Here is a 6,356-nt window from a genome sequence, read left to right on the forward strand (position 1 = left end):
GACGGCCGGCCGGGGGCCGGACGGGTGGGGGTGGTTCAGCCTGCGACCACCGGGGGGTGGGTCAGCGGTCGACGCGGGCGCTGCCGCCGCCGGCCAGCTTGAGGACCTCGGCCTTGGTGACCATGGTCGTGTCCCCCGGGGTGGTCATGGCCAGGGCGCCGTGGGCAGCCCCGTACTCGACGGCGGTCTGCAGGTCCTGTCCGTCGAGCAGCCCGTAGACCAGGCCCGAGGCGAAGGAGTCCCCGCCACCGACGCGGTCCATGATCTCGAGGCGCTCGCGGTGGGTGGACTGCACGACGCCGGTCTCCCGGGACCAGGCCAGGGCGCCCCAGTCGTTGACGCTCGCGCTGTGCACGGTCCGCATCGTGGTGCCGATGACCTGGAAGTTCGGGTAGGCCGCGGCAGCGGTCTCGATCATGGCGGCGAACTTGTCGACCTCGAGGGCCGAGAGGTTCTCGTCGACGCCCTCGACCTCGAAGCCGAGGCTGGCCGTGAAGTCCTCCTCGTTGCCGATCATGACGTCGATGTACTGGGCGATCTCCTTGTTGACCTCCTGCGCCTTGGCGTGGCCGCCGATCGACTTCCACAGGCTGGGGCGGTAGTTGAGGTCGTAGGACACCACCGTGCCGTGCTTCTTGGCCGCGGTCACGGCCTCGATCACGGTCTCGGCCGAGGTCTCGCTGAGCGCCGCGAAGATGCCACCGGTGTGCAGCCACCGCACGCCGAGCTCGCCGAAGAGGTGGTCCCAGTCCACGTCGCCGGGCTTCATCTGCGAGGCCGCGGTGTGGCCACGGTCCGAGACCCCGACGGCGCCGCGCACGCCGAAGCCGCGCTCGGTGAAGTTGAGCCCGTTGCGGACCTCGCGACCGAGGCCGTCGAACGGGATCCACTGGATGAACTGGGTGTCGAGCCCACCGGTGAGGATGCAGTCCTCGACCAGCCGCCCGATCTCGTTGTCGGCCAGGGCCGTGACGACCGCCCCCCGCAGCCCGAAGGCCCGGCGCAGGCCACGGGTCACGTTGTACTCGCCGCCACCCTCCCAGGCGCGGAACTGCCGCGAGGTGCGGATGCGACCCTCGCCGGGGTCGAGGCGCAGCATGACCTCGCCGAGGGAGACGGCGTCGTAGCGGCACTCGGCCGCGGGGCGGATGGTCAGGGCCATGGTCAGGCTCCTTCGTCGGGGACGGCTGGGGTGGGCGTGGGCCCGGTGGTCGCGGGCGGGGGCGGGAGGGTCAGGCGTCGAGCAGCGCGACGGCCTCGGCCGTGAGCTGGGTGATGCCCGCGAAGTCGCCGGCCTTGATCCTGTCGCGGGGGACCATCCACGAGCCGCCCACCGCGGCGACCGCGGGGATGGCCAGGTACTCGTGCAGGTTGGCCGGACCGACGCCCCCCGTGGGCACGAAGGTCACGCCGCCGAAGGGGGCCGCGAGGGCCTTGATCGCAGGGGCGCCGCCCGAGGTGCCCGCGGGGAAGAACTTCACGGTGCTCAGCCCGAGCTCGAGGGCGGCCTGGATCTCGGTCGCGGTGACCGCCCCGGGCAGGGCGAGCACGCCGTGCTCCCGGCACCGCTCGACGACGGCCCGGCTCAACCCCGGAGAGACGACGTACGAGGCGCCAGCGGCGACCGCCCGGTCGACCTGCTCGGGGTTCAGCACGGTGCCCGCGCCGACGAGGATGTCGCCACGGTCGGCCATCGCGCGAATCGAGTCCTCGGCCGCGGCGGTGCGGAAGGTGACCTCGGCGACGGGCAGACCGCCCGCGACCAGGGCGCCGGCCAGGGCGTCGGCGTCGGCGGCGTCGTCGAGCACGACCACCGGGACGAGGCGCGCGGCGCCGAGGGCAGTCAGGGTGTCCGTCATCGTGGCATCCATTTCGCTAGGCGGAATGCGTGTGTCGCTCTCCGAAACACAGGATGCCATGGGTCGGGCCCGGGCTCAAGGGACGTCGGGCACCGACGAGCCTCGGACGGCACCCTCACCTAGCCTGGCGAGGACGACGAACGGTGCACAGCACCGACCAGCGCCACGCCTGTCGAGGGCTCACCGACCAGGGATCGTGATCCCCTCCGGCAGGTGCGCCGGCAGCACGGCCCGGATCTGCTCGTGCAGCCAGGCGACCCGGTCGGGGGTCATCCGCTCCGCGGGCGCCGTGACGCTCACTGCGGCGACCGCCGTGCCCGAGCGCAGCAGAGGCACCGCGAGGCAGCTGATGCCCACCTCGTTCTCCTGGTCCTCGGTGGCGTAGCCGCGCTCGCGAGCCCGCTCGAGCACCGCCCAGACGTGATCGGCGTCGACCCCGGCCCCCTCCCCCGCCGCGCGGACGTACCCGGGCAGGAGCGAGCGGTCGGTGCGGCGGTGCGAGAGGAGCGCTCGCCCCAGGGCGGTGGTGACCGCGGGGCTGCGCCGACCGATGGCCGACCACACCCGCAGCGACCGGTCGGGCTCGACCTTGTCGAGGTAGACCACGTGGCTGCCCTCGAGCACCCCGAGGTGCACGAGCTCCTCCGCGGCCGCGCACAGGGCGACCAGGGCGGGGTGCAGGAGGGCAGGCAGGTTCTCGTCGCTCAGGTAGTCGTCGGCGAGCTGAGTGGCCGAGGGCCCGAGCCGGTAGGCGCCCGACGTCGGGTCCTGGGTGACGAAGCCGCGATAGCGCAGCGCGGCGAGGGTGCGGTGCACGGTGGTCTTGTTGAGCCCGAGCCCGGTGGCCAGGTCGGCGAGCACGGCGCCGCGGGCCCCCGCACGGGCGAGGGACTGCAGGACGAGCAGCGCGCGGTCGACGGCCTCGACCGGGGAGCCCTGCGCCTCGACCGGACCGCCCGCCCCGGGCGTGGAGGCACCCGACGTCGGGCTCACCGTCGTCGGGCTCACCACCGTGGGGTCGGCTCGGTCCATGCGGCCCACCCTACGAGCAGCGCAGCGTGCGGAGACCGGGACCGCACCGATGCGCCGTCGTCGGACCGCCCAGCCGTCACCGTCGCCAGGCCCTCAGTCGACCGTCGGCCAGGTCACGTCCAGGGCTCGGGGGTTGAGCGGGTGGGCAGGGCGTCGGCCGTGGGCGACGTCGATGAGCGCGCCCAAGCAGCTGCTCGCGACGTCGCGGGTGAAGTCCTCGGTCCAGCACAGGGCGTGCGGGGTCACGATGACGTTCGGCAGGCCCAGCAGGGGGTCGCCGGGCAGCGGCGGCTCGGGGTCCAGGACGTCGAGGCCAGCCCCGGCGATGCTGCCGTCCGCGAGCGCGGCGGTCAGGGCCGGCTGGTCGACGAGCCCGCCCCGGGCCACGTTGACCAGGAAGGCGGTGGGCTTCATCGCCTTGAGGAAGGCCGCGTCGACCATGTGATGCGAGGTCGGGGTCAGCGCGGCGGTCAGCACCACGTAGTCGGACTGGGCGACGAGGTCCTCGAGCGGGAGGCAGTCGATGCCGAGCTCGGCCGCCCGGTCCCGCGCGGAGGGGCGGTCCTGGGTGACGACACGGGCGCCGAACGGCGCGAGCAGGCGGGCGACGTCGGCCCCGACGCTGCCCAGGCCGATGATCCCGACGGTGCGGCCGGCGATCCCGGCCCCGCGGTACCGCCCGCGCTCGGACCAGCGCCCTGAGGTGGCGGCGGCGTGGTTCTCCAGGAGCCGGTGGGCCAGGGCGAGCAGCAGGGTCACGGCTGAGGCGGCGAGGGGACGACGCACGGCGTCAGGGGTGTTGGTGACCACGACCCCGGCGTCGGCCAGGGCCTCGAGGTCGATCCCGTCGTACCCGGCGCCGAACCGTGCGACGTGGCGCAGCCGGGGCGCCGCCGCGACCACCTCGCGGGTGAACTGCAGGTGCCCGATGGAGAGCACGGCGTCATAGGGCTCGAGGTCCTCGGGGGCCGGGGCGTGGCCGGCCGCGGGAGGCATGACCTCCCAGGAGAGGCCCGCGGCGGTGAGCCGGTCGAGGCCGATGTCCCCGAAGAGGGTGGTGCCGTCGGGCTCGACGCCCTCGGCCGTCACGCCGACGCGGTAGGGGGTCGGGACCATGAGTCTCTCCTCTATACATCTGACATCTGGGGGTTCGGTGGCCACTCTAGCGGGCGACTGTCGCCGTCCGGGGTGGATTCATCTGATGATTGCGCCTACGGTGGGAGGACCCCAGCCCGCACCGAGGAGCTCCCCATGCGCATCACCAGCATCGAGATCGAGGACGTCCGCTTCCCGACCTCGCTCACCGCCGACGGCTCGGACGCCATGAACAAGGACGGCGACTACTCGGCCGCCTACGTCGTGCTGCGCACCGACGGCACCGCGGCCGACGGCGCCCCGCTCGCCGGCTTCGGCCTGACCTTCACCACGGGCCGGGGCAACGACATCGTCGCCGTCGCCGCCCGCCAGCAGGCCGAGCTGCTCGTCGGCATGGACGTCCAGGAGATGGCTGCCGACATGGGCGCCGTCTACCGGCACCTGACCTCCGACGCGCAGATCCGCTGGCTCGGCCCCGAGAAGGGCGTCGTCCACCTGTCCCTGTCCGCCGTGATGAACGCCGCATGGGACCTGGCCGGGCGCCTGGCGGGCAAGCCGGTGTGGCGCCTGCTCGCCGACATGACCCCCGAGCAGCTCGTCGACGTCGCCGACCTGCGCTACCTCTCCGACGCCCTGAGCCGCGAGGAGGCCATCGCCCTGCTGCGCGCCAAGGAGGCCGGCAAGGCCGAGCGCATCGCCGAGCTCGAGGCCACCGGCTACCCCTGCTACACCACCTCGGCCGGCTGGCTCGGGTACGACGACGACAAGCTGCGCCGCCTGTGCCAGGAGGCCGTCGACGAGGGCTACCAGCACATCAAGCTCAAGGTCGGCGCCAACCTCGAGGACGACATCCGCCGCTGCGGGATCGCCCGCGAGGTGATCGGTCCGGACCGCACCCTGATGATCGACGCCAACCAGGTGTGGGACGTCGACCAGGCCATCGAGTGGACCAACGCCCTCGCGCAGTTCGACCTGCTGTGGATCGAGGAGCCCACCAGCCCCGACGACGTGCTCGGTCACGCCGCCATCGGCCGCGGGGTCGCCCCCGTCGGCATCGCCACCGGCGAGCACTGCCACAACCGCGTCATGTTCAAGCAGTTCATGCAGGCCGGCGCCCTGGACTTCTGCCAGCTCGACGCCGGGCGGCTCGGCTCCCTCAACGAGATCGTCGCGGTCCTGCTCCTGGCCGCGAAGTTCGACGTCCCCGTGTGCCCGCACGCGGGCGGGGTGGGTCTGTGCGAGATGGTGCAGCACGTCTCGATGCTCGACTTCGTCGCGGTGAGCGGCACCCGCGAGGGCCGGGTCACCGAGTTCGTCGACCACCTGCACGAGCACTTCACCGACCCGTGCGTGGTCCGCGAGGCGGCCTACGCGCTGCCGAGCCAGCCCGGGTACTCGACCGAGATGCACGCCGCCTCGATCGAGGAGTTCCGCTTCCCCGACGGCAGCTACTGGGCCGGCCGTCTGGCCCTCGAGGCCCCCTGAGCCGGGATACTCCTCGCATGTCCCGCACCGACCGCGTCGTCGACGGCATCACCGCGATGATCCTCGACGGCAGCCTCGCCCCTGGTGACCGGCTCCCGGTCGAGAAGGACCTGGCAGCGACCCTCGGCGTCTCCCGGGGGTCGCTGCGCGAGGGGGTCCGGGCCCTGTCGGTCCTCGGGGTGGTGGACTCCCGTCAGGGTGACGGCACCTACGTGACGAGCCTGGACCCGAGCCTGCTGGTCGCCCCCCTCGGGCTGGTCGTCGAGCTCCAGGGCGCAGGCCACGCGCTGCACGTGCACACGGTGCGCCGGATGCTCGAGACCGAGGTGGCCGGCCTCGCCGCGAGCAACGCCGCCGGGGCGGGCGAGGCCCTCGCGAGGGCCCGTGCCGCGCTCGACTCCTCGGCCGCGACCCTCGCGGCCCGCACCTCCCCGGCCGGCGGCGCGGCGGAGGACCCTGCTGACCACGAGGCCCTCCTCGAGGCCGACATCGCCTTCCACCGGGCCCTGGCCGAGGCAGCCGCCAACCCGGTGCTCGGGGCCCTGGTCGAGGCCCTCGCCGGACGGACCGCGCGGCACCGGCTGTGGCGCGGGATCGCCCAGGCCGGGGCCGACGAGCGCACCCAGGACGAGCACGAGGCCGTCCTCGACGCGGTGCTCGCCGGGGACACCGAGCGGGCCCGCGTCCGGATGGCCGCGCACCTCCTCGAGGTCGAGGACTTCCTCCGCGCCCACGGGTGAGCGCGGCGTTCGGCGCCCCCGGGGCGCGCGGGCCGTCCGACGCCCGACGCCGTCGGGTGAGCGGGGCGCCCGACGCCGTCGGGGCAGGACCCGCGCCCGAGATCGGGGTGGGGGGGGGGGGCCCCAAAAACCCCCCACACCCCCC

The 6,356-nt window shown here is 73.8% G+C and carries 6 protein-coding genes; 2 read left to right on the plus strand and 4 right to left on the minus strand.

The window, feature by feature from the left end:
* Positions 1-61 precede the first annotated feature (61 nt).
* The 4 genes from J4G33_RS16725 to J4G33_RS16740 form a co-directional block, all read right to left on the minus strand.
* Entirely contained in the window at positions 62-1,162 is a 1,101-nt protein-coding gene (locus tag J4G33_RS16725; RefSeq protein WP_208057140.1) for a sugar kinase, read from the minus strand.
* A 70-nt stretch (positions 1,163-1,232) separates the two neighbouring features.
* Positions 1,233-1,859 carry a bifunctional 4-hydroxy-2-oxoglutarate aldolase/2-dehydro-3-deoxy-phosphogluconate aldolase gene (gene eda / locus J4G33_RS16730; RefSeq protein WP_208057141.1) on the minus strand — a complete coding sequence of 209 codons (627 nt, stop codon included), beginning with the start codon at positions 1,857-1,859 and terminating at the stop codon, positions 1,233-1,235.
* Between the two features lie 180 nt (positions 1,860-2,039).
* Positions 2,040-2,891 (minus strand): IclR family transcriptional regulator, encoded by an 852-nt coding sequence (locus J4G33_RS16735; RefSeq protein ID WP_208057142.1) that lies wholly within the window; start codon positions 2,889-2,891, stop codon positions 2,040-2,042.
* A 93-nt stretch (positions 2,892-2,984) separates the two neighbouring features.
* Positions 2,985-4,007, minus strand: coding sequence for a 2-hydroxyacid dehydrogenase (locus J4G33_RS16740; protein WP_208057143.1), 1,023 nt, complete (start codon positions 4,005-4,007; stop codon positions 2,985-2,987).
* A gap of 135 nt (positions 4,008-4,142) precedes the next feature.
* Between J4G33_RS16740 and J4G33_RS16745 the strand changes: the two genes are divergently transcribed.
* Both J4G33_RS16745 and J4G33_RS16750 read left to right on the plus strand, forming a co-directional pair.
* Complete coding sequence (locus tag J4G33_RS16745) at positions 4,143-5,471, plus strand: L-fuconate dehydratase (protein ID WP_208057144.1); 1,329 nt, start codon at positions 4,143-4,145, stop codon at positions 5,469-5,471.
* Positions 5,472-5,488: 17 nt separating this feature from the next.
* Positions 5,489-6,211 carry a FadR/GntR family transcriptional regulator gene (locus J4G33_RS16750; protein WP_208057145.1) on the plus strand — a complete coding sequence of 241 codons (723 nt, stop codon included), beginning with the start codon at positions 5,489-5,491 and terminating at the stop codon, positions 6,209-6,211.
* The last annotated feature ends 145 nt before the right edge of the window (positions 6,212-6,356 follow it).

It is taken from the genome of Actinotalea soli (assembly GCF_017565425.1).
In the GTDB taxonomy this organism is placed as follows: Bacteria; Actinomycetota; Actinomycetes; order Actinomycetales; family Cellulomonadaceae; genus Actinotalea; species Actinotalea soli.